The organism is Lysinibacillus odysseyi 34hs-1 = NBRC 100172 (assembly GCF_001591965.1).
GTDB lineage: Bacteria > Bacillota > Bacilli > Bacillales_A > Planococcaceae > Lysinibacillus_B > Lysinibacillus_B odysseyi.
Genome location: NZ_BCVX01000003.1, coordinates 184,977 through 207,251, shown reverse-complemented (window position 1 = coordinate 207,251; position 22,275 = coordinate 184,977). Strand labels below are relative to the sequence as shown.

21 protein-coding genes are annotated in these 22,275 nt (G+C 41.5%); 16 read left to right on the top strand and 5 right to left on the bottom strand.

Annotated features, from left to right (window positions below; genetic code table 11):
• The first annotated feature begins 29 nt into the window (after positions 1 to 29).
• The 10 genes from BOD01S_RS06115 (at position 30) to BOD01S_RS06070 (ending at position 9,399) form a co-directional block, all read left to right on the top strand.
• Entirely contained in the window at positions 30 to 1,250 is a 1,221-nt protein-coding gene (locus BOD01S_RS06115; protein ID WP_036158352.1) for a substrate-binding domain-containing protein, read from the top strand.
• A gap of 93 nt (positions 1,251 to 1,343) precedes the next feature.
• Positions 1,344 to 2,117: an ABC transporter ATP-binding protein gene (locus tag BOD01S_RS06110; RefSeq protein WP_036158353.1), complete on the top strand. Its 774-nt coding sequence runs from the start codon at positions 1,344 to 1,346 to the stop codon at positions 2,115 to 2,117.
• Positions 2,095 to 2,802, top strand: a complete 708-nt coding sequence (locus tag BOD01S_RS06105; protein WP_036158356.1) for an ABC transporter ATP-binding protein — start codon at positions 2,095 to 2,097, stop codon at positions 2,800 to 2,802. The genes BOD01S_RS06110 and BOD01S_RS06105 overlap by 23 nt, the downstream gene beginning before the upstream one ends.
• Before the next feature lie 13 nt (positions 2,803 to 2,815).
• Positions 2,816 to 3,679, top strand: coding sequence for a branched-chain amino acid ABC transporter permease (locus BOD01S_RS06100; RefSeq protein WP_036158358.1), 864 nt, complete (start codon positions 2,816 to 2,818; stop codon positions 3,677 to 3,679).
• 55 nt (positions 3,680 to 3,734) lie between these two features.
• Entirely contained in the window at positions 3,735 to 4,733 is a 999-nt protein-coding gene (locus tag BOD01S_RS06095) for a branched-chain amino acid ABC transporter permease (RefSeq protein WP_233153065.1), read from the top strand.
• A complete protein-coding gene (locus BOD01S_RS06090) occupies positions 4,730 to 5,761 on the top strand; it encodes a 3-oxoacyl-ACP synthase (RefSeq protein WP_036158361.1) in 1,032 nt (343 codons plus the stop codon). Before BOD01S_RS06095 ends, BOD01S_RS06090 begins: the two co-directional genes overlap by 4 nt.
• Positions 5,745 to 6,665 carry an intracellular short-chain-length polyhydroxyalkanoate depolymerase gene (gene phaZ / locus BOD01S_RS06085; RefSeq protein ID WP_036158363.1) on the top strand — a complete coding sequence of 307 codons (921 nt, stop codon included), beginning with the start codon at positions 5,745 to 5,747 and terminating at the stop codon, positions 6,663 to 6,665. The genes BOD01S_RS06090 and phaZ overlap by 17 nt, the downstream gene beginning before the upstream one ends.
• The gene (fabG, locus tag BOD01S_RS06080; RefSeq protein ID WP_036159611.1) at positions 6,649 to 7,389 is read left to right on the top strand and encodes a 3-oxoacyl-ACP reductase FabG; all 741 of its coding nucleotides are present in this window, start codon (positions 6,649 to 6,651) and stop codon (positions 7,387 to 7,389) included. Before phaZ ends, fabG begins: the two co-directional genes overlap by 17 nt.
• A gap of 12 nt (positions 7,390 to 7,401) precedes the next feature.
• The gene (locus BOD01S_RS06075; protein WP_036158367.1) at positions 7,402 to 8,883 is read left to right on the top strand and encodes an AMP-binding protein; all 1,482 of its coding nucleotides are present in this window, start codon (positions 7,402 to 7,404) and stop codon (positions 8,881 to 8,883) included.
• Positions 8,884 to 9,099: 216 nt separating this feature from the next.
• Complete coding sequence (locus BOD01S_RS06070) at positions 9,100 to 9,399, top strand: hypothetical protein (protein WP_036158369.1); 300 nt, start codon at positions 9,100 to 9,102, stop codon at positions 9,397 to 9,399.
• Between the two features lie 159 nt (positions 9,400 to 9,558).
• On the opposite strand, the gene nadD is transcribed toward BOD01S_RS06070, so the two are convergent.
• From nadD to BOD01S_RS06045, 5 genes are all read right to left on the bottom strand, one after another.
• Positions 9,559 to 10,185 carry a nicotinate (nicotinamide) nucleotide adenylyltransferase gene (gene nadD / locus BOD01S_RS06065; RefSeq protein WP_036158371.1) on the bottom strand — a complete coding sequence of 209 codons (627 nt, stop codon included), beginning with the start codon at positions 10,183 to 10,185 and terminating at the stop codon, positions 9,559 to 9,561.
• Positions 10,186 to 10,267: 82 nt separating this feature from the next.
• On the bottom strand, positions 10,268 to 11,746 hold the full coding sequence (locus tag BOD01S_RS06060; protein ID WP_036158374.1) for a nicotinate phosphoribosyltransferase: 1,479 nt from the start codon (positions 11,744 to 11,746) through the stop codon (positions 10,268 to 10,270).
• Positions 11,747 to 11,835: 89 nt separating this feature from the next.
• Positions 11,836 to 12,390: a cysteine hydrolase family protein gene (locus tag BOD01S_RS06055; protein ID WP_036158377.1), complete on the bottom strand. Its 555-nt coding sequence runs from the start codon at positions 12,388 to 12,390 to the stop codon at positions 11,836 to 11,838.
• A gap of 62 nt (positions 12,391 to 12,452) precedes the next feature.
• Positions 12,453 to 13,229: an NUDIX hydrolase gene (locus BOD01S_RS06050; protein WP_036158381.1), complete on the bottom strand. Its 777-nt coding sequence runs from the start codon at positions 13,227 to 13,229 to the stop codon at positions 12,453 to 12,455.
• A 707-nt stretch (positions 13,230 to 13,936) separates the two neighbouring features.
• The gene (locus tag BOD01S_RS06045; protein WP_036158384.1) at positions 13,937 to 14,596 is read right to left on the bottom strand and encodes a hypothetical protein; all 660 of its coding nucleotides are present in this window, start codon (positions 14,594 to 14,596) and stop codon (positions 13,937 to 13,939) included.
• Between the two features lie 531 nt (positions 14,597 to 15,127).
• Between BOD01S_RS06045 and BOD01S_RS06040 the strand changes: the two genes are divergently transcribed.
• The 6 genes from BOD01S_RS06040 (at position 15,128) to BOD01S_RS06015 (ending at position 22,255) form a co-directional block, all read left to right on the top strand.
• Entirely contained in the window at positions 15,128 to 16,375 is a 1,248-nt protein-coding gene (locus BOD01S_RS06040; RefSeq protein WP_052124981.1) for an Nramp family divalent metal transporter, read from the top strand.
• 22 nt (positions 16,376 to 16,397) lie between these two features.
• Entirely contained in the window at positions 16,398 to 17,414 is a 1,017-nt protein-coding gene (locus tag BOD01S_RS06035) for an NAD-dependent epimerase/dehydratase family protein (protein WP_036159616.1), read from the top strand.
• Positions 17,414 to 18,466, top strand: coding sequence for a dihydrodipicolinate synthase family protein (locus tag BOD01S_RS06030; protein ID WP_036158388.1), 1,053 nt, complete (start codon positions 17,414 to 17,416; stop codon positions 18,464 to 18,466). Before BOD01S_RS06035 ends, BOD01S_RS06030 begins: the two co-directional genes overlap by 1 nt.
• 65 nt (positions 18,467 to 18,531) lie before the next feature.
• Positions 18,532 to 19,797, top strand: coding sequence for a hypothetical protein (locus tag BOD01S_RS06025; protein WP_036158390.1), 1,266 nt, complete (start codon positions 18,532 to 18,534; stop codon positions 19,795 to 19,797).
• 5 nt (positions 19,798 to 19,802) lie between these two features.
• Positions 19,803 to 20,654 (top strand): Gfo/Idh/MocA family oxidoreductase, encoded by an 852-nt coding sequence (locus tag BOD01S_RS06020; protein WP_036158393.1) that lies wholly within the window; start codon positions 19,803 to 19,805, stop codon positions 20,652 to 20,654.
• A gap of 107 nt (positions 20,655 to 20,761) precedes the next feature.
• Positions 20,762 to 22,255: a carboxypeptidase M32 gene (locus tag BOD01S_RS06015; protein ID WP_036158396.1), complete on the top strand. Its 1,494-nt coding sequence runs from the start codon at positions 20,762 to 20,764 to the stop codon at positions 22,253 to 22,255.
• Positions 22,256 to 22,275 lie beyond the last annotated feature (20 nt).

Here is a 22,275-nt window from a genome sequence, read left to right as displayed (position 1 = left end):
GCTTTACTAAAGAAAGGGAGGAATGAGGGATGAAAAGGTTTCGGTCGTTTTTATTCTTATGTATGTTTGCCATTATTTTGGCTGCCTGCTCTGATACAGGTGACTCAGACACTACTGCCAGCAGCGATGAGGGAGCGGGGGAAGGCGGCACAATTAAAGTTGGGGTGCTTGCTTCCTTGACGGGTGCGCTAGAATCCTACGGCAAACAGACGCAGCGAGGATTTGAACTTGGTCTTGAGTATGCAACTGAAGGTACGATGGAAGTGGAAGGAAAGAAAATAGAGGTCATCTGGGAAGATACGGAGACAAAGCCGGAGGTAGCAGTCCAGAAGGCAACGAAGCTTCTGGAAGATGATGGTGTTGACTTTTTAGTAGGCTCCTCCAGCTCTGGAGATACACTGGCGGTCCTTCCACTGGCGGAAGAATACGAGAAAATTATGATTGTCGAACCGGCGGTAGCTGATAGTATTACAGGTTCAGAGTTTAATGAATTTATATTCCGAACAGCCCGCAACTCCTCACAGGATGCCTATGCAGCAGCAGCGGCAATCGCAAAAGAAGGAGTAAAGATTGCTACTTTCGCTCCTGACTACTCGTTTGGCTGGGACGGAGTATCTGCTTTTAAAACAGCGGCAGAGAAACTGGGCGCTGAGATTGTGCTTGAAGAGTTTGCGGACCCGGCTGCAACAGACTTCACTTCCAATATTCAAAAAATCGTGGACGCAAAGCCGGATTACCTATTTGTAGTATGGGCAGGTGCGAATTCTCCGTGGCAGCAAATTTCAGATATGAAACTGCAGGAAAAAGGCATCAAGATTTCTACTGGAGCCCCGGATATTATTGCACTTCAGCTGATGGGACCACTTGTCGGCATGGAAGGATTCAGTGTGTATTACCATACGCTTCCTAATAATGAAATAAACGATTGGATGGTAGAAGAGCACAAGAAACGCTATAACAATGAAGTGCCGGATCTATTCACGCCAGGAGGCTTCTCGGCTGCTGTAGCGATGGTAGAGGCACTAAAAAAATCAGGCGGTGATGCAGATGGTAATACACTAATCCCGCTTATGGAAGGCATGTCATTTGATACACCAAAAGGAACGATGACATTCCGCGAAGAGGACCATCAGGCATTACAGCCGATGTATTCTATTCGTCTGGAGACAGTGGAAGGCGTAGATTATCCGGTACCTGTTCTCATTCGAGAGTTGTCGCCTGAAGAGACAGAACCCCCTGTTATGAATTAGAAAAATGAATCAGACCGTACGCATAAGCGGTCTGGCTCTCTTAATATTTCTCACGAAGAAGTAGTAAGAAAGCCAGATCGAAGGAGGAAGGAAATGGAGACAATTTTAAAAACATCACAGCTGGGTATTCAGTTTGGCGGGCATAAAGCCGTGGATAATGTCACAATCGACATTCCTAAAAAGCATTTCAAATCAATTATCGGTCCTAACGGGGCGGGCAAAACAACCTTTTTTAATCTGATCAGTGGTGAGCTGCAGGCGACAAGCGGAGAGGTATTTTTTAAAGGAGAAAATATTTCCAGGCGATCTCCAGTGGAGCGTACAAGGCTGGGGCTTGGGCGTTCATTTCAAATTACGAACGTCTTTCCGAATCTGACCGTACTGGAAAATGTGAGGCTTGCTGTACAATCCCGCGAGAAAATCCGATTTCATGTTCTGCGGCATTTTACGTCCTATAAACGAATTACTGAAGGTGCTATTAGTATTCTGGAGCAGGTCATGCTGACAAACAAGCTATATATGCCGGCCAGTCAATTGTCCCATGGTGAAAAGCGCAAGCTCGAAATCGCGATGCTGCTTGCACTCGACACAGAGGTTTTATTGCTGGATGAACCAACTGCTGGCATGTCCTTGGAGGAGGTACCGGCCATTCTGGATGTCATCCGAGGTATTAAGAGAAGCTCAGAAAAAACAATATTGCTAATTGAACATAAAATGGATATGATTTTGGACTTGTCCGATTCCATCATGGTGCTTTTCAATGGCAGGCTGCTCGCTGACGGGACACCGCAGGAAATCATGAATAATGAAACTGTCCAAAACGCTTATTTAGGGGGGCTTTATGATGAACAGCTTACTATGCCTTAAAGAGGTACACACCCATATTGGACAATACCATATTTTGCAGGGTATCAATCTTGATATTGTAGAAAACGAAGTGAATGTCCTGCTGGGGCGAAATGGAGCAGGCAAGACGACAACCTTAAAAACGATCATGGGTTTGACGCCCGCATCAAAAGGTGCCATTCAATTAAGAAATACAGATATAACGAAAAAAATGACCTACGATATCGCCAATTTAGGGATTGGCTATGTGCCGGAGGACCAAGGGATATTCGGGGATCTTACAGTAGAGGAAAATCTGCGTGTAGCGATGCGCAAGGAAAATGAACAGACGCTGCAAAAACAGGAATATATCCTAACGCTTTTTCCGGATTTAAAAAGATTCTGGAAGAAGGCAGGCGGAAAGCTGTCAGGCGGCCAGAAACAAATGCTTGCGATGGCACGTGCCTTTGTCAACGATAGCCAGATGCTGCTTATTGATGAGCCGTCAAAAGGCCTAGCACCAATTGTCGTTGAAAAGGTAATGGAGGCGATACAGGAAATGAAAAAGACGACAACCATTGTGCTGGTTGAGCAGAATTTCCTGATGGCCAGTCGTATCGGTGACAACTACACAATTATCGATGACGGGAAAACGGTTCATCATGGGCCGATGAAGGCATTGATCTCAGATGAGCAATTAAAGAGAAAGTATTTAGGCATCGGATAAGGAGGGGTGACAGGTGGAGCTTATTATTAGTCTCATCATCAATGGATTGGCAACCGGGATGCTCATATTTCTTTTAGCTGCAGGTGTGACGCTGATTTTTGGCTTGATGGACGTACTGAATTTTGCTCACGGCGGGCTTTTCGTCTGGGGCGCATACAGCGGCATATTCGCATACGCAGCAACAGAAAGCTTTACAATCGGTATACTCATCGCACTGCTGACGGGTGCAGTACTCGGTTTTATTACAGAAAAGCTGATTATCACACCGGTTTACGGTAACCATGTGCAGCAAATATTGATTACGCTTGGATTTATGATTGTCCTCTCAGAATGTATCAAGGTCGTATTTGGACCAAATGGTATCCCGGTAAGTGTTCCGCCACTGTTAGCCGGCAGCTGGGAAGTCGGTAATATCATCATTATTAAGTACCGTATTTTCATTATTGCGGCTGGTTTTATTATCTATGGTGTATTCCATTATATTTTGACAAAAACAAAAATAGGGCTGATCGTCCGGGCCGGTGTTATGAATAGAGAAATGGTGCAGGCGCTCGGTATCAATATTAAACGTGTATTTTTATATGTCTTTATGGTAGGGGCGGCTCTTGCCTCGCTCGGTGGAGTATTGATGGCGCCATATTCCGGCGTGATCTATGCGGAAATGGGGATGGAGTATGCGATATTAGGCTTTATCGTTGTTGTCATTGGAGGGATGGGCAGCTACTCCGGCACACTTTTTGCCGCAATTTTGGTAGGGCTGGCAGGAAGCTTTATGGCTTATTATGTACCGTATTTATCCCTGGCGGTCAATATGATCATTATGGTGATAGTGCTCGTGTTCCGCCCACAAGGGTTATTCACGGTGGCAAAGGGGTGAAGAGATCATGAAAAGACAATCAATATTTACCACTTCTAATACAGTCTTTTGTGTCATGGCAGTTATTCTTGCTATCGTACCCTTTGTATCTGACTCCAGGACGACACTCATCCTCCTAACCCAGATTTTCATTTTCGGTATTTTGGCAATGAGCTATGATATGCTCCTCGGCTATACAGGAATCGTATCGTTCGGTCATGCTATGTTCTTCGGGATTGGAGCCTACACATCTGCCATTATGCTGAACATGTATGAAAGCACGATGGCTATTTTCACTATTTCCATCGCTGTAGGAATGCTGCTCTCTGCTGTTTTGAGCTTCTTTGTCGGTCTATTAACACTTCGTTTGAAGAGCCATTATTATGCAATGCTGACACTTGCTATTTCAGGCTTAGTGCTCGTTGTAGCGGAAAAGTGGAGGACAATGACGAAGGGGAATGATGGCTTTACATTCCGGGCTCCAGAATTTTTCAGAGACCGGATGATGTTCTATCTGTTTGCATTGGCATGTTTAATCGTCATTTATATCATCTTTAAGCGATTTGTCGGATCGCCGCTTGGACGTGTGTTGATTGCTGTACGGGAGAATGAACAGCGAACAGCATCCCTTGGATATAAGACGCTGCATTACAAGGTAATTGCTTCCGTACTGGCTGGAGTTGTAGCCAGTCTTGCCGGATCCTTATATGCCGTATCGCTCCGTTTTGTTAATACAAGTGTCATGTCGATGGATATCACGCTTGATGCTTTGCTTATGACAATTATAGGAGGCGTAGGTACATTGATCGGACCATTGCTCGGTGCTGCTGTTATTGAATTTGCCCAGCATTATTTATCAGGACTTGCGCGGGACTATCCGATTTTCGAGCGCTGGATTATCATCTTTGGAATCATCTATATTTTAGCCGTCATTTTCTTCCCTCGGGGCATTGTCGGGACACTTAGCCAAAAGCTGGGGGAGTGGAAAATGAAAAGAAAGACTGCAGCGGTTGAGGAAACCTTTCAAAAGGTACCGCCACCTGGCATAGCTGACGAAAGTGGTGAATGGAAATGAATATCGGCATTTTATCAACCGGTACTTATTTGCCGGCTAATCGGATGACAGCAGAAGAAATCAGTGATCGATCAAATATTCCGCTTGCTATTGTGAAAGAAAAGATGGGCATACAGGAAAAGCCGGTACCCGGTGTGCATGATCATACTGTTCAAATGGGAATCTGGGCCGCCCAAAAAGCGATTGAAAAAGCAGGTATTGACCCGAAAACTATCGATGTCATCATCTATATCGGTGAAGAGCATAAGGAATATCCTCTCTGGACCGCTGCCATTAAAATGCAGGAGGAGCTTGGGGCCTGCAATGCATGGGCATTTGATGTGCAGCTAAGATGCGGTACTGCCATTATGGCGATGAAGGTGGCCAAAAGCCTCATGCTGGCAGATGAATCCATACAAACAATCCTGCTTGCAGGCGGCTACCGCAACAGCGATTTTATAGATTACGAGAATGAGAGAACCCGCTTTATGTTTAATTTGGGAGCAGGCGGAGCTGCGATGATTCTTCAAAAAAACTTGCAGGAAAATGTTGTACTTGAAGCAGAAATAATAACGGATGGGTCATTTTCCGAAGATGTCGTTGTACCGGTTGGCGGTACTAAGCAGCCGCTGACTCCTGAGCTGCTTGCACAGGGGGCATATCGGCTGGACGTGCTTGATCCGGAAGGAATGAAAATGAGGCTGGAGGAAAAGTCACTCAGCAACTTTATAAAAGTGGTTCGTACATCCCTTGCTAAGAGCGGCTATAGCGAACAGGATTTACGTTACATTGCCATGCTCCATATGAAAAGATCAGCCCATGATTATGTGCTGGAAACACTCGGATTGTCAGAAGACCAATCCATCTATTTAGAAAGATATGGTCACATCGGACAGCTGGATCAAATCTTGTCGCTGGAGCTGGCGCTTGCTCAACACAAAGTCAGGCAGGGGGATGTACTTTCGTTTGTCAGCGCAGGGATTGGCTATGCATGGGGTGCCATCACGATCAAATGGGGGAAGGTGGAAGAAGATGAAAACAGTAAATGAATTAAGAAAAGTAGAACTGCCAAACGGGGAGACGCTGACATACCGCGAACGAACGGGTGAAGGGCAGCTTGTAATACTCGTTCACGGGAACATGACATCGTCTAAGCATTGGGATTACCTGATGGATAGTCTGGATGGGTCTTATCATATAATTGCCCCGGATTTGCGAGGGTTTGGCGGTTCAAGCTACCACCGGCGGGTCACGCATATCCGTGATTTCACGGAAGACTTGAAGCTATTTGTCGATGCACTAACTTTAAAAGATTTTGCCCTCATTGGCTGGTCGACGGGGGGGATGGTTTGTATGCAATACTGCGCATTATATCCTGATGATTGCTCGCAGCTTGTACTGCTTGCATCAGGTTCCACACGTGGCTATCCATTTTATGGTACGACACCCGAGGGGCAAGTGGATATAACGAACCGGCTGACAACGGTGGAAGAAATCGAGCAGGATGAGTCGAAAACAAAAGTGATGCAGGGACTGTACGATACACGAAATAAAGAAGGGTTAAAGGCGGTGTGGAATGCTTCTATCTATACACATTACAAGCCCGACGAGGAAAAATATGAAGAGTATGTAGAGGATATGCTGACACAGCGGAATCTAGCAGATGTTTATCATTCTCTCAATACATTTAATATTAGCACAATCGATAATATGGCTGGCAAAGGAACGGGAGAGGTCAAGCACATTACCCAGCCGGTGCTTATCATTTACGGGGACCGGGATTATGTCGTGCCGGGACATATGACAAATGAAATTATTGAGGACTTTGAAGGAAGAGCAAAGGTTGTGAGGCTGGCAGATTGCGGTCATTCACCGCTTATCGATCAACTACAGCCGCTAACAGTAGAAATGGAACGATTTTTAAGGGAGGGGTCCGATGCGACTGAAGGATAAAGTAGCTATTATTACAGGCGGTGCCGGAGGAATTGGACTCGCGGCTGTACAGAAGTTTGTTGAGGAGGGTGCCTATGTTGTCATTGCCGATTATAACAAAACGGCAGGAATACAGGTACAAGAGAGGTTTGTAGGAGAGGAGCGGCCTGTTTTGTTCATTCAGACAGATACAGGAGAACGCACCAGTGTCGAATCTCTCGTCAATAAAACGATTGAGAAATACGGACGAATCGATATTCTTGTGAATAATGCAGGCACAACAAAGGACGCTATGCTCGTCAAAATGACGGAGCAGCAGTTTGATGACGTCATCAATATTAACTTAAAGGGTGTGTTCAACTGCACCCAGTGCGTCATCCCTTATATGATCACACAAGGCAGCGGGAAAATTATCAATACGTCTTCGGTCAGCGGTGTTTATGGCAATGTCGGACAGACAAACTATGCTGCATCTAAAGCGGCTTTGATTGGGATGACAAAGACGTGGGCAAAGGAGTTTGGGCGAAAAGGGATTCATGTAAATGCCGTAGCACCTGGGTTTACCCTGACTCCGATGGTACAGAAAATGCCTGAAGAGGTACTTGGTAAGATGGAGGCGGCTGTTTCTCTACGGCGCCTTGGAAAGCCAGAGGATATTGCCAATGCTTATCTGTTCTTGGCATCTAGCGAATCTGATTATATTACAGGTCATGTGCTTCATGTAGACGGAGGCATTGTGATGTAGGAGGGAGGCAATATGTATGACGAGCAACAATGGATTTTAAACCGTATCCGATTAACCCCGCAAAAAGAGGCTCTTGTTGAAATTGAAACAGGCAGAAGCTGGACGTATAACCAGTTAGGGAAAGAAATCAGCAAGTGGCGCCAAATATTATATGCACATGATATTCTAGCGGGAGACCGGGTTTGCATAATCAGTGAAAATAACATCGATACATTTGCCATCCTATTTGCGTGTGGACTGCAAGGCGCTATTTTTGTTCCTTTTAATTGGCGCCTTGGAAAGAAGGAAATTTCCGTCCTTGCATCCGACTGCAAGCCGAAGCTGTGCATTTATGAAGAATCTTTTGAAGACATAGCCTGTAATCTGTCGGTCGCTTATACATGGAAACTTGGAGATAAACTTGCTGATGAGCATACCTTGCCGGGAATAAATATATCCTGGCAGGCTGCAGATCCGTGGCTTATTATTTACACGGGGGGAACGACCGGTCATCCGAAGGGGGCCGTTCTGTCCTTTGATTCGGTGAACTGGAATGCAATGAATACAATCATCAGCTGGAGCTTAAGCAGCGAGGATTGTACGATTAACTATATGCCCCTGTTTCATACAGGCGGAATCAATGCGTTGGCGATTCCGTTATTAATGGCGGGCGGGAAGGTCATAATAGGTAGAAAGTTTGATGCTGAAACAGCGGTACGTGCACTGGATGAATATAGGTCTACCATTTCCTTATTTGTTCCGACTATGTATCAGGAAATCGTTCAAACTTCATATTTCAGCCAATCAAAATTTCCAACAGTGAAGGTTTTCCTATCAGGCGGAGCACCATGCCCAAAGACAATTTATGGACATTTTCAAAAAAGGGGACTGTCATTTAAGGAAGGCTACGGCCTAACAGAGGCAGGTCCGAATAACTTCTATATTGATCCATTGGAGGCGCTGAGAAAGTGCGGTGCCGTTGGAAAGAGTATGCAATTTAACCAAGTGCGCATCGTGAAGGAAGACGGCACTTTGTGTAAGTATGAGGAAATCGGCGAGCTGCAGCTTCGGGGACGTCATCTATTCAAAGAATACTGGCAGAATGAACAGGCTACACAGGATACATTTGACGGCGAGTGGTTCAAAACGGGAGATCTTGCCAAAATGGATAGAGAGGAAGATGTATTCATCGTCGGGCGGAAGAAAGACATTATCATTTCCGGCGGGGAAAACATCTATCCACAGGAAATCGAGCAATGCATCAGTAAGCATCCTAATGTAAAGGAAACGGCTGTTGTCGGAACAGAGGATGGGTATTGGGGTGAGGTCGTTACAGCCTTTATCGTATGTGAAAAAATGATTGAGGATTTTGAAGCAGAGATCCGTGCAAGCTGCCTCGAACATTTAGGGAAATTTAAAATTCCGAAGAAAATCTACTTCCTGAGCGAACTGCCAAAAACAACCGTAGGCAAAATCGATAAATTAAAACTGAAACAGCTTGTCACGAACAAATAGAGCTTCATGCAGAAAATGTGCCAGTAAGCGTAACAGGCATTTGGAACAAGGCTTCCAAATGTCTTTTTTCTTGTAGGGAGAGTAGCAAGAGGTGACCAGATACCAAATCACTATATACAATTTTCGAAAGCGAAAGAACCATTTATCAATCTATATCGTTCTTAATTGTAAAATATAGTAATGATGATATAGTTCAGTTAATAGGAGATAAATGATATGAATACAGCTGCTTGGCAAAAAAGAGTAAATACCGGGGCATTTCTTCTATCTATTTGCTGTTTACTGGCCTTTCTGGCTTTTCCTTTTTTACCGTGGGAAATCGAGCCGAATTTTTCTCTTCATCCGTTAATGATAAATTTATGGGCAACAATTCTCGCCTTCTTTTTAGGGGTCATCGGCTTTTCAGGCGTTACAAATGGGAAGCGGTTTTTGATGAGCATCGCATCATTGCTCATCTCTTTTCTTCTTTCTGTTTTGTTCCTGTACATTTTGGTAGTAGGAAAGCTGCTGTCGTAATGCATGGTAAATAGGACCTCTGCACTCAAATAACCAATTGCTCTCCGTTATGCTTTTGATAGATGGAGAGCTTTTATTAAATGAGTACAGGGATTCCCTCATGTTTAATGCAATACTAAACGCATGCAGCAAAGGTAAAGATTTTTGCTAAAGAAGCAATTAAATCAACATGCCTGTATATAAATTATTTTCTTTAATATAAGCATAACAAGCATCCGGCAATAAATACCGAGGCTCTCCACCTAGAGAAAATTCTTCACGTATATAAGTAGAGGAAATTTCCATAGACAGTCCCTTATCAATTAGATGGAATGTCTGCCCGTCATCATTGTTTCGAAGGATAGGTGATCTGCTAATAGCAGCAAGCATATCGATCCCATTGCGAGCCATCACAATAAACTTGTTTTCTCGTATTAAAGAATCTGCATTTCCCCATTTTCCTTCACCGATGTCTATAAGCAAGTCAGCTCCCATAATAAAGAATAGTTCATCATCTGGATATACCTCTTTAAAGTGCTTCATCGTTTCATAAGTAGTAATCTTCCAAGCATCTTGTTTCATTTCGTAATCATCCGCAATAAACTTAGGGTTCTCCTTAATCGCTATTTGGACCATTTCCCACCGATGGATATCGCTTGAATACAGTCTTTTATCTTTCCTCTTATTCGAGCAAGGCAAAAAGATAACCTTATCTAATTTGCAACGATGAGCAATTGTGCTTGCAGTCCATAAGTGTACATTTGTAATGGGGTCAAAAGAAGACCCGTAAATTCCGATTCTAGCCATAGTAAAAAACCTCCTGTAATATTTAAAAGTAAATATGTCTATTTCGTCTGTGTAAACCGAAGGAGAGAGCTCCCCAAAGGTTTTATTTGTTGATTGGTTGCAATTTTTGTCTAATCTTATCCTGCACCTCTTTAATTTGTTCCATTTTGTTGTCCCAGCATTTCTGACTTAAATCTACTGGATACTCTTGGGGATTTGCTGTACGTTTATATTCTTCCCACAGCAGTCCTAGATTTTCTTTTACGAACCCTTGAATCTCAGGAAGAGAGGGCAGTGTATACACCAACTCACCATCTTTGAAAATAGTTTGGTGCAAGTCAACTGCTTCAAAGTTTGTCACAATTTTACCAATATGCGTATAAGTAGGATGAAACATATTTAACCGTTCTTCCTCTTGCGGCTTCTCATCTTCCATAGTAATGTAGTCGCCTTCCGCTTTTCCATTTTCCTTGTTAACGATACGATAGACTTTTTTTAATCCAGGCGTCGTTACTTTTTCCGGGTTCCCACTAATCTTAATGGAATCAACGAACTGCCCATCTTCTTTCTCAATAGCAACTAGTTTATATACAGCACCAAGAGCGGGCTGATCATAGGCTGTAATCAATTTTGTTCCGATACCCCAACTATCGATTCTCGCCCCTTGAGCTTTTAAGTTCATTATTGTATCTTCATCTAGGTCGTTTGATGCTACAATCTTAGTTTTAGTAAAGCCAGCTTCATCTAACATTTTGCGAGCTTGTTTTGATAGATACGCTAAATCTCCACTATCTAATCGAATACCAACGAAGTTCATTTTCTCTCCAAGTTCTTTAGCAACTCGGATGGCATTTGGAACCCCCGACTTAAGTGTGTCATACGTGTCTACTAAGAATATGCAATCCTTATGGCTTTGAGCGTATTTATGGAAAGCAACATATTCATCTTTATAAGCCTGAATCATTGCGTGAGCGTGAGTACCAGACACAGGAATACCAAACATTTTACCGGCTCTTACGTTCGATGTAGATTCAAACCCTCCGATATAAGCCGCTCTTGTACCCCATATAGCTGCATCCATCTCTTGAGCTCTTCGTGTACCGAATTCCAGAGCTTGCTCATCGGGGATTACACGTTTGATTCTAGATGCCTTTGTAGCAATCAATGTTTGATAATTAAAGATATTAAGAATAGCGGTTTCAACTAATTGTCCTTGAATAAGAGGCGCTTCTATACGGATAAGCGGTTCGTTGGCAAAAGCTAATTCTCCTTCTTTCATAGCGTGCACGGTCCCTGTAAAGCGCAGCTCTTTAAGATAAGTTAAAAAATCTTCTTCATACCATTCCAAATCGCGTAAGTACTCGATATCAGAATTAGTAAATGCGAATCCTTTAAGGTAGGAAATGATTCTTTCTAGCCCTGCAAATACGGCATAACCGTTGTTGAATGGCATCTTACGAAAAAAAACTTCAAATACAGCCATTTTTTCGTGGATCTTATCATCCCAATATGTTTTTGCCATATTTATTTGATATAAGTCTGTGTGTAACGTATAGCTATCATCTGCATAATTTTTTTTCATAAGTAAAACCTCCAAGTATTAAAAGTATTTTTGTTGATTGTTATTCGGATTATTCAAGTAGGAAGGGGAGGGGAAAACCCCTTTGATTGTTAAATAACCTTTGCCCCTAATGCTTTTTCGAAATGCTGCAGTGCCCATTCATGGCCAATAGGATTGAAACTTGCCATCGCATTAGAATGCATAACGATTTTAAATCCAAGATTGTAGGCATCGATTGCTGTGTGTAGACAGCAGATATCGGTGGCCACACCGCAAATATGAATTTCTTCCACTCCGCGAGACCGTAAATAGATTGCTAAATCCGTACCAGCGAATGCGCTGTATCTTGTTTTATCTATCCAACGTATATACTTTTCGTCTTCCTCTGATACATTTTCAAAAATAGCTTTAAGCCCTCCATACAGCTCTCTTCCTTTCGTCCCGACAATATTATGCGGCGGGTAAAGAGCTGTTTCTGGGTGATAAGGATCATTCTCATTGTGTAAATCGATAGCGAAGATCACTTCACTCTTTTCTTTGATAAATGCTTTTGTTAACTTAATAATGTTTGATTCAATGTTTTGAGCGGGAACGCCACAAGTTAAAGCACCGTCCTCAGCGACAAAATCATTTGTATAATCGATATTTAATAAAGCACGTTTCATTTTAACCACTCCTTTATAATAGTAAACAATAAACTTATTGTTGATTAATAACTCTAAAAAAATTAGTAAGCCCGTGTATAGATAGAACTTCCAACTTCCACATCGTTAAACCGATAAAGCTTAGCCGGTTTTTTAGAAGTTCGGTTTGTCGTTTCGCCAGGTACTTCTTCAATAAACGGCAGCATCTTTATTTTTCTCTGGAAAGACTGTTTCAAATGGATAGCAGGGTCATCTGTAACGGTCATTAAGACAGCCTGTAATTCCGAATAAGTAAAGTGATCAGGGAGGAAGTTGCGAGCCACCGTTGTTTGCAATAAGTCATTTGTGATAGCTTTAATTGCATCTTTGATAATTTCCCGGTGATCGAACGCTAAATCTAAATTTAATACTTCTTCTACAGTGAATAGCTCTACTTTATCGGCATCATCATTTGCTTGACGATGAACCAACTTGGTTTCAGGGACAATGGCATAATGAGCATTGGTGATAATCCATCCTCTAGGATCACGCCCTGGCTTATCATATACACCGAAATGCTTCAAGTGGATACCTGTAACACCGGTTTCCTCCATTAATTCTCGTTGTGCAGATTCAAAGGCGGATTCCGTTTCTTCCACAAAACCTCCCGGCAATGCCCATTTAGAAGCTTCTATATTAGGCCTTCCTTCTGAATCTAAAGCGCTCCGTTGGATAAGCATCAGCTTTAGCTCCATCTCTGCAGGTTTGAACACTTCTTTTTGTTCAGACGTAATGGTGAACACAGCGATATCACTTGTGTAGCCATCTGGTGTACGGTATTTTTTTACATCATATTGTTGTAATGCTTTTTCGTTAGACATATTGTAAAACTCCTTACTTGTGCAGTTCTCTCTATCAGTTCATCTTTTTCTTTTTTTATTTTTTTTACAATCAATAATAATCATTTTGTTTATTAATGATGACTGATTTCATTATATGATGACCATCCGGAAAATGCAAGCTCTTTTGATTAATTAGTATTAAGTTTGTTGATTATTAAAAAATTTGGATGTTAACGAGCTGAAAGGAAGAGGTCTTCTTTACTTCCAAGTTTTTCAACAAAAGGACGTATTTATAGAAGATTAAAGAAAGAAAATGATATAGGCTTATTCCAAACCAGCAGCTTAAAGATAATTCGATTATTAGAAGATGAACGATATGTAGGTGGCTATTTGGCAACAAAGAGTGAATACCAGGGCATTTTTTCTAGCTATTTGCTGTGTGGGAGTCTGTCTAGTCTTTGCTTTCGTGCAGGAAAAGACAGAGCCGGCTTTTTCCCTTCATCCGTGAATGATTAATTTGTAGCTGCCCATTTTCGCCTTCTTTCAAGGGATAGTTGACTTCTTTGGCGCTGCAAATGGAGAGCGGCCTATGATGACTATCGTGATATCACTTATCATCTTGCCCCTTTCTGTTATGCAGTTTATTTTGATGGTAGGGAGGTTATTGTCATAGCGAATGTTTGCATTCCTTTTTTCAGATAGATGATTACGCTGGAATGAATAGAGATTTATCCGAAAGGTTGATTTTAGTGCATTATATTTATATTATGCGTAATCTCAATTTGGAAGATATGGGGGCTGAATTTATGTTGTTTGATTAGATCAAGCATTACATCTTGTATTTCTTCATTATTAATATAAAAATTGACTGGTAAACTTAAAGCGAGTTTTGTTTTTTTACTTGAAACTTCATAATGTAAACTTAAGGCTACATCATATTTAGCAAATAACTCTTCCCCGATATATCCAATTAAGTCGTTGTAACTTAATCTTATAGATGAAGTATTTGTGTTCTCGGCTGGCTCATAGTAATTTGTTATAGTCATACTAAATGATGAGGGAGTAAATTTGTTTTCATTTATCGTATTCTCAATTATCTGCGAGATTGCTTCGAGTGTTTTTTTAGTATTTTTTTCACTGGTTTTGATTAATAATTCGATTTTCTCATCGGATGAAAGCGAATAATCGACCACCACAGAATAACCATTATTTCGTAATTCATCAGTAATATTCATAACTAACGGTTTATATTTGTCGATGTAATATTGTAGTTCTGTATTGGATTTTATTGTTGAGGACAGCGAAGTTTCAATAGTTTCTGCTGAAGAATGAATGAGCAGGGGCGATAAAATGATTGTTGCAGCAAGAAAAGGGAGAATCAATTTAAAGGATGTTTTCTTTAACACGCGATGTCTCCTTTACATAATTTTTATATACATTATGATTTATTAATTTATAAAAGAACAACTCCGTTAATTACCTCCGAAAAAGCAACCTCTATGTAATTGTTAACCTGCATAAAGCCCTCTTTATCTTCAATTTATAATCATGATCATTCTCCTGCCATACTTGCTTCTTATAAAATCATGAGACTTCCTGAATCACTCGTAAATAACTATATTTCCCGCCAATAGTAAATATAAAAGCAATTATTTCGCGCTATAGATACGGGCTTTCACCAATAATTCGTTATATAAAAAAACTCTACAGCAGTTGAGGAGAAGGTGAAAGAAACTTAATGAACCAAAAGAACCCCCGGAGGAGAATGTCCCTTTACTTTATCTTTTTTCAATATGAATAAGGACCGTCGTGGAGCATACAAACAATCGGCTTGTTATCTAAGGCAATTAAAGACCATTTTAGGTCATGTTAAAAACATGGGCTTTTTAATAATATTAAAGAAAGAAAATTCAGAACAATAGAAGGGGGTAAAAGAGATGGTTACAAAAGGTGAAGTTCCGACAGAGATGACAGCCGGTAAAAAGAGCGGGTTATCAAAATTTCTAAAAATACTAGGTCCCGGTCTAATTACATCCGCTTTAGTACTTGGACCCGGTTCGATTACGCTGTCCTCCAAAATTGGAGCGATTTATGGGGCACAGCTTGTATGGACATTAGTGGCAGCAGTTATTTTAATGGCATGCTATACAGAGATGAGTGCCCGTATCGGGATAGCAGGAAAAGAATCCTTCATCAGCCTGGTCAATCAAAAGTGGGGAAAACCTGCAGGTGTCTTCATCGGGATAGGGGCGTTTCTCGTCTGCGCATCTTTTCAGGCAGGAAATGCGATAGGTACAGGGATTGCGATTGAAGCAGTAACAGGGTTGGATGCGAAAGTATGGATTGTAGTAGGAACTTTATTAGCAATCGCTTTATTGTTCTCTTCCCAATTTTATCATGTGCTAGAAAAATTAATGCTTGTACTCGTTATGATCATGCTGCTGGCATTCCTTATTACGGTAATCGTGATCAAACCTTCCGTAACCAATATTTTTTCCGGTTTTATTCCTCAATTTCCTGACGGCAGCATGGGGCTTGTTGTTGCGTTGTTCGCTACTTCGTTTTCGATTGTAGGAGCACTTTATCAATCCTATTTAGTACGGGAAAAGGGCGTAGTGAGGGAGGAAGCGAAAACGAGCATGATGGAATCGCTGTTCGGCATTTTTTTGTTAGGCTTCATTTCCTTTTTGATCATGATAACAGCTGCGACTGTATTAAAGGCGGAAGGAATTGTCGTCAACAATGCCGTTGAAATGGCTGAAATACTGCGGCCTTCATTTGGCGGCTTTGCGGTATTTGTATTTGTACTTGGTCTATTCGGCGCTTCCTATTCTTCCTTAGTCGGCAATGCAACAATCGGAGGAGGACTTCTTGCCGATGGTATGGGATTAGGACATAAATTATCGTCTATGAAAGTGAAAATAGCGATAATTGCTGTTATGGTTTTCGGTTCGGCTGTTGCATTGATTTTCAATGGAAACCCGGTGAATCTTATTACATTTGCACAAGGTATTACAATTTTTGTCGTGCCGTTCATTGCGGTAGCTATTCTAGTTATTGCAAATACCAGGGAAGTTATGGGCGATTTAAAAAATGGGATATTCAGCAATGCACTAGGCATTATAGGGCTCATTGTGCTGCTTTACCTGGCAATCAATAACTTTAAAACAATTTTCTTATCTTAATAAAAAAGGAGACACTAAAATGATTGATACAGTAGAACAGATCGAACAATATATGTCGGTTCCTTCCGAGGCATTAATAGCTGACATGAAGAAATTGGAAGGGGATTTCATGATTCTAGGAATTGGGGGAAAGATGGGGCCCACGCTTGCCTATTTATTAAAAAATGCAATTGATGCTGCAGGTACAAAGCAAAAGGTAATAGGCGTATCAAGATTTTCAGACGGCACATTAGAGCAGCAGCTAAATAAAAAGGGAATTGAAACGATTGCGTGTGATTTATTGAATGAGGAAGAAATGAAGAAGCTGCCGGTTGTACCAAATGTCATTTATATGGCAGGAAACAAATTCGGGACACAGGGTAATGAGCATTTTACATGGGCAATGAACAGCTATCTGCCCGGACGAGTAGCCGAACATTATAAGGATTCCCGGATTGTTGTTTTTTCTACTGGGAATGTTTACCCGTTGACGGAAGTAAAGATGGGGGGCTGTGACGAATCGGTTTTACCTAATCCTGTAGGGGAGTATGGGCAGTCTTCCCTCGGGAGGGAGCGTATATTTACTTATTTTTCGCATTTACACCAGACGAAAATGGTACTTTTCCGTTTGAATTATGCAATTGATTTACGGTATGGGGTGCTAGTTGAAATCGCTCGTTCCGTTTATACAGAAGAACCTGTGGATGTGACGATGGGGCACGCGAATGTTATATGGCAGGGCAGTGCTAATGAGTATGCAATTCGTGCATTGCTGCATGCCGCGTCGCCTCCTGTAATCTTTAACGCAACAGGCCCGGAAACGCTGTCTGTTCGTTGGCTCGCCAAGGAATTCGGGAAGCGCTTTGGAAAGGAAGTAAAAATTATCGGAGAAGAAGCAGATACAGCCCTGCTCAGCAATTCATCCAAAGCACACCAGGCATTTGGTTACCCTTCTGTTTCCGTGCGGGAAATGATAGAGCTGATTGCCCACTGGATTGAAAACGAGGGAGAGCTGCTAAATAAACCAACACATTTCCAAGAGCGAAAGGGGCAGTTCTAATGTTAGATACAGCCATTAAAGAGAAACTTTTAACCGGCTCCTTCATTCCGGCACATCCGCTTGCATTATTGCAAGATAAAAGTTTGGACGAAGCTTCCCAGCGAAGGCTAACGAGGTATTATATTGCCTCAGGAGCAGACGGGATAGCAGTAGGGGTGCATACAACACAATTTGAAATACATGATGATTTTTCATTGTATGAAAAAGTGCTAAGGCTGGCTCATGAAGAAATAGAAAAACATGCTAAAGAAGATTTTATAAAAGTGGCAGGTGTGAGCGGAGATGTAGCGCAGGCAAAAAAAGAAGCACAGCTTGCGAAGGAATTAGGTTATCATCTTGTCCTTTTGAGCAATAATGGGTTATCACATGTCGACGAGTCGCAATTGCTTGAGCGTGCCAGGGAAGTTGCTTCCATTATCCCTGTAATCGGTTTTTACTTGCAGCCAGCTGTAGGAGGGAGAATTTTCAGTAAAGCATACTGGGAGCAGTTTTGTGAAATCCCACATATCCATGCGATAAAGGCAGCACCATTTAACCGTTATTTAACGATTGATGTTGCACGTGCCATCATGCGATCTAGCAGAGCTGATGAGATAGCGTTGTATACAGGAAATGACGACTCGATCATCCATGATTTATTTACCGTATTTGAAGAGGAGATAGACGGTGTAATAAAGCAAAAACGAGTTGTGGGTGGTCTTTTGGGACATTGGGCTGTTTGGACGTCAAAAGCAGTTGAACTATTCCATGAGATTAAAAGAGAGCGGGAGTATAATGCCATCGATGTCAAATGGATGAAGCTTGCCCAGCAGATCACACATGCTAATGCCGCCTTTTTCGATGCCGGGAATGAATTTAAAGGAAGTATCGCAGGGATTAACGAAGTATTGAAAAGACAAGGCATGCTTACAACAAATATATGTATAAGTGAAAAGGAAGTAATGAGTGACGGGCAGGCGGAACTGATTGATGAAGTATATGCTTTATATCCACATTTACATGATGATAAGTTTGTCCATCAATTTTTAGTAAAAGAAACTCTCCCAATTTAACAAATACTGATCGAATGGTTTATCATTAAACCATTCGATTATTTGTTTTGGAGGATGTGAGATATATGCTAAAGGTTGGGTTCATAGGCCCTCTTTGGATTGAAAAAACAATTAAAAGATGTTTTGCCATGTTTCCTCATTTAGAGGTACAATACCTTTTATCAGACGAGATCTATGATGCACTTGCTTTTACGCGCGAGTTGGCAGAAGAGGTAGACTGCCTCTTATATTCCAGCCGTGCCACGTATCAATTAGTACAGCAGTCAATGAAACTACACATTGAAAGCTATTACATTCCGTTAAAGGGAGCGGGGCTGTATGAGGCTTTATTTCATTTAACGAGGAATCGGGATATTCGGTTTATAAGCATTGACGGCATCTCCGAACAATATATAGAGACAGCCATGTCAAGTATTGATGGAATATCGTTTGAATCATTTGAATATTTCAATAGTTTTATGGAGCTTGATAGAATTATTCAGCGTCATCTAGAAGTGAAAGGAGAAAAAAATAATTTCGGTGTTATTACGTCGCTGAAAAAAGTAGAGGAAGCACTGGCTAGGGTGGGTATCCCTGTCGTATGGCTGAAGCCAACGAAGGAAGATATTATCGTTTGTATTGAACGAATGATGCTCTCTTCCTCGCAGCGGCGGCAGCGTGAAAACCAAATCGTATTTGGAAAACTTACGACGATATCTCCAATAAATGAAAGTTTGACACAGAAGCAGCGTTTACTGCGAAAGGAAAAGCTGGAAAGGGATTTGTATAGCTACATTGAGGAAATGAATGGACATATTTTTCGAATGTCCGATCAAGAATATCATTTTATTGTCCAGCGCGGCGAATTTGAAAGAGTAACAGAAGGCTATAAAGTATTGAATATTTTAAAAGAAATAAAGAACATTAAAAATCATATGCTGCATATTGGTATTGGTTTTGGTATTTCAATTCCGTCCGCCGTCTTTCATGCCGACCTGGCCCATCGCCAGTGTCAGCAATATGCAGCGAATACAGCCTTCATAGTAAATGAAAAAAGGCATGTAATAGGTCCTCTCGAGCTTCAAGCACCAACTGTATATCAGTTAAACGGGCCAAGCGAGAAGGGGAAGTTTAAGATAAAGCAAATAGAGCTGTTGAAAATGTATGTAGCAAAAAATGAGCTGAACCATTTCACCTCAGATGAAGTGGCAAATGTATTAAAAGTGACAAAAAGGACTGCAAATCGAATTATTTCCGGCTGGATTGATAATGGAATAGTCGAGTGGAGTGGTCTTGAAAAAGTAAATGATAGAGGCAGGCCACGTCAATGCTATAAATTTAGAGGTGATTGATTAAAATGAAAATAGGGTTAATTGGGAACGATACAACACATGTAGCTATTTTTGCTCATATGCTGCACGATGTGACAAATTGTTATTATCATCCGGAAGCGAGCTTCGTAGGTTATATTAAAGCTTGTTCAGAGGATATGCAAATCAGCAAAGATCGCGCTCACTATTTTGAAAACTTACTAGAAGCTTTCCATATTCCTTGTTATGAAGAAATAGAAAAGCTAAATGAAAAAGTAGATGCATGGATGATCGTAACAATCGATGGAAGCAATCACTTAGATTGGTTCGAAAAGATTGCTGCATTTCAAAAACCTGTTTATATTGATAAACCGATGACTATCAGCATATCATCCTTTGAACGGATGATGGAACTGGCTGATACATTCGGCACACCTGTGTTTTCCTCATCCAGCCTTCGATTCAGTGACATACTGAAAAGTTTTGAGAAAAATGAGGTGAAATCGCTCTATGCATTTGGGCCTCTTCCTTTTCAAGATAAAATGCCAGGGTACTACTGGTATGGCATTCATACACTGGAGTGGATTGATGAAGTATTCAATGCGGAGGTAGAGAGCTTCACAAGACAAAAGTATGGGGATTATGAGATTTTATTAATGCAATTTGAAGATGGAAGGCAAGTCATTTTCCGTGGGGAATATAAGTGGAATGATAAATTTGGCGGTGTCGTCCATTACAAAGATGAGCCGATTATCCTTCAGTTCTGGAAAATGGAAAAGCCGTATTATGCCTCGCTTCTTGAGCATATTATAGATTTCTTTCAAACAGGCAGACCGCCTGTGAACCTGACTCGCACAAGAAGAATTCTGCAGTGGATAGAGGAAATTAATAAGCTATAATTCCAGAATAATTAGGTGAAGAGCAGAATAAAAAGCAGACCATCTATTTAACAGGTAGTCTTATTTCGAAGTACGAATTATAATAGGGGAAAGGGGGTTGTTTTTAAATGTCAGTAAAACAACAATTTATAAATTATGTAAAGAAAATTCAAAATTATCAAGAAGCTTTATCTGTGATTTATTGGGATATGCGCACGGGTGCCCCGAAGAAAGGACTTGCTCAGCGGGCAGAAGTGGTAGGTACTTTATCAGCCGAAGTCTTTGCTTTGGAAACTTCTGAAGAACTAGGACGTTTACTGGAGGAAATTTCGAAAGAAGAGATGGACTTCGTTACGAAACGCCTTTATGAGGAAGTAAAGAAATCCTATGATGAATCGAAAAAAATTCCTGCAGATGAATATAAGGAATATGTGATCCTTCAATCAAAGGCAGAGGCGGTTTGGGAAGAGGCAAAGGAAAAAGCGGACTTCCAGTTATTCCTGCCTTATTTAAAACAAATCATAGAATACCAAAAGAAATTCGTTCAGTACTGGGGTATTAAAAATGGCTCTGCATACAATACGCTTTTAGACAAATATGAGCCGGAAATGACGACAGATATTTTAGACCGGGTGTTTGGCCAGCTTCGTGAAACAATCGTACCGTTAGTGAAAGCAATCAATGAATCACCAAACAAGCCGGATACGTCCATCTTATTTAAACATTTCCCGAAAGAAGGGCAGCGTGCAGCGTCTCTCGAAATTCTGGAGCAGCTCGGCTACGATTTTGAAGCCGGACGTCTGGATGAAACAGTCCATCCGTTTATGATTGGCTTAAACAGCGGGGATATCCGTGTAACAACAAAATATGATGAAAATGATTTCCGTTCTGCTATTTTTGGTACAATCCATGAATGTGGACATGCGCTGTATGAGCAGAATATCGACCCAAAATTAAACGGACTGCCATTATCCACTGGAACGTCTATGGGAATTCATGAATCACAATCTCTATTTTACGAGAATTTCATCGGGCGTAATGAGGAGTTCTGGAAGCATAACTTCAAGCTTCTGCAAAAATATTCACCACAGCAGTTTGGAGATGTGGCAGTAGAAGATTTCCTACAGGCAATTAACTATGTTGAACCTTCATTTATAAGAATCGAGGCAGACGAGTTGACGTACCCGCTTCATATTATGATCCGTTATGAAATTGAACGTGAATTATTTGACGGGGACCTTCAAGCAGAAGACCTCCCGAAAGTATGGAATGATAAATATGAAGCCTATTTGGGTATCCGTCCGAAAAATGATGCAGAAGGTGTTCTGCAGGACATGCACTGGAGCGGCGGGAGCTTCGGATACTTCCCTTCCTATGCGCTGGGCTATATGTATGCTGCACAGTGGAAGGCAGCAATGGATAAGGATATCCCGAATTTCGATGAGCTGTGTGCAGAAGGCAACCTACAGCCGATCCGTGAATGGTTGACGGAAAGGGTCCACCAATATGGGGCGTTGAAAAAACCGTTTGAATTATTGCAGGAAGGTACTGGAGAAGGGCTGAATGCAGCTTATCTTGCAAACTATTTAAAAGAAAAATATACAAAACTGTACCAACTATAAACAAATGCTCCTTCCCAAAT

Excerpts from the sequence above, each read along its gene's own strand:
- nadD (WP_036158371.1), bottom strand. The coding sequence starts at position 10,185 with ATGGCTAGAATCGGAATTTACGGGTCTTCTTTTGACCCCATTACAAAT.
- BOD01S_RS06055 (WP_036158377.1), bottom strand. The coding sequence starts at position 12,390 with ATGAAACGTGCTTTATTAAATATCGATTATACAAATGATTTTGTCGCT.
- BOD01S_RS06020 (WP_036158393.1), top strand. The coding sequence starts at position 19,803 with ATGAAAATAGGGTTAATTGGGAACGATACAACACATGTAGCTATTTTT.
- BOD01S_RS06105 (WP_036158356.1), top strand. The coding sequence starts at position 2,095 with ATGAACAGCTTACTATGCCTTAAAGAGGTACACACCCATATTGGACAA.
- BOD01S_RS06090 (WP_036158361.1), top strand. The coding sequence starts at position 4,730 with ATGAATATCGGCATTTTATCAACCGGTACTTATTTGCCGGCTAATCGG.
- BOD01S_RS06030 (WP_036158388.1), top strand. The coding sequence starts at position 17,414 with ATGTTAGATACAGCCATTAAAGAGAAACTTTTAACCGGCTCCTTCATT.
- BOD01S_RS06050 (WP_036158381.1), bottom strand. The coding sequence starts at position 13,229 with ATGTCTAACGAAAAAGCATTACAACAATATGATGTAAAAAAATACCGT.
- phaZ (WP_036158363.1), top strand. The coding sequence starts at position 5,745 with ATGAAAACAGTAAATGAATTAAGAAAAGTAGAACTGCCAAACGGGGAG.
- BOD01S_RS06025 (WP_036158390.1), top strand. The coding sequence starts at position 18,532 with ATGCTAAAGGTTGGGTTCATAGGCCCTCTTTGGATTGAAAAAACAATT.
- BOD01S_RS06040 (WP_052124981.1), top strand. The coding sequence starts at position 15,128 with ATGGTTACAAAAGGTGAAGTTCCGACAGAGATGACAGCCGGTAAAAAG.
- BOD01S_RS06095 (WP_233153065.1), top strand. The coding sequence starts at position 3,735 with ATGGCAGTTATTCTTGCTATCGTACCCTTTGTATCTGACTCCAGGACG.
- BOD01S_RS06070 (WP_036158369.1), top strand. The coding sequence starts at position 9,100 with ATGAATACAGCTGCTTGGCAAAAAAGAGTAAATACCGGGGCATTTCTT.
- BOD01S_RS06075 (WP_036158367.1), top strand. The coding sequence starts at position 7,402 with ATGTATGACGAGCAACAATGGATTTTAAACCGTATCCGATTAACCCCG.
- BOD01S_RS06015 (WP_036158396.1), top strand. The coding sequence starts at position 20,762 with ATGTCAGTAAAACAACAATTTATAAATTATGTAAAGAAAATTCAAAAT.
- fabG (WP_036159611.1), top strand. The coding sequence starts at position 6,649 with ATGCGACTGAAGGATAAAGTAGCTATTATTACAGGCGGTGCCGGAGGA.
- BOD01S_RS06060 (WP_036158374.1), bottom strand. The coding sequence starts at position 11,746 with ATGAAAAAAAATTATGCAGATGATAGCTATACGTTACACACAGACTTA.
- BOD01S_RS06115 (WP_036158352.1), top strand. The coding sequence starts at position 30 with ATGAAAAGGTTTCGGTCGTTTTTATTCTTATGTATGTTTGCCATTATT.
- BOD01S_RS06110 (WP_036158353.1), top strand. The coding sequence starts at position 1,344 with ATGGAGACAATTTTAAAAACATCACAGCTGGGTATTCAGTTTGGCGGG.